This window comes from Streptococcus sp. KR (genome assembly GCF_002238115.1).
Classification (GTDB): domain Bacteria; phylum Bacillota; class Bacilli; order Lactobacillales; family Streptococcaceae; genus Streptococcus.
The window spans coordinates 1-305 of record NZ_NGVM01000233.1; the positions used below are offsets into that span (position 1 = coordinate 1).

The window sequence follows — 305 nt, forward strand, 5'->3', positions numbered from 1 at the left end:
AATCATGTGATTCTCCTATTTTCGTATAGATGAAAGGAGCGAGTATGGAAGTAATGCAATTATTGGCTATGTTTCGTGGAACAATTCCCAAAGATAGAGAGAAAATGGACTTATTCCTTCGTTATCAAGCGCAACATTTTGATGAGAAATGGCAGGACTTGGTAGAGAGTTTTTTGACTGAAGAGGGCAAGATAGAAGAGATACCTCAAGTCTATTCTTTTCATCAAGATATTGTTTCTTTTCTAGAGGCCAGTTCTGAAAATAATGACCAAGATTTAGAAAGTTACACAAGAAATTTTGGACAA

The 305-nt window shown here is 35.4% G+C and carries 1 protein-coding gene; it reads left to right on the forward strand.

Annotated elements, in window-relative coordinates:
• Positions 1 to 44: 44 nt before the first annotated feature.
• A partial coding sequence (locus CBI42_RS11730; protein ID WP_179211435.1) for a hypothetical protein occupies positions 45 to 305 on the forward strand: 261 nt, incomplete at its 3' end.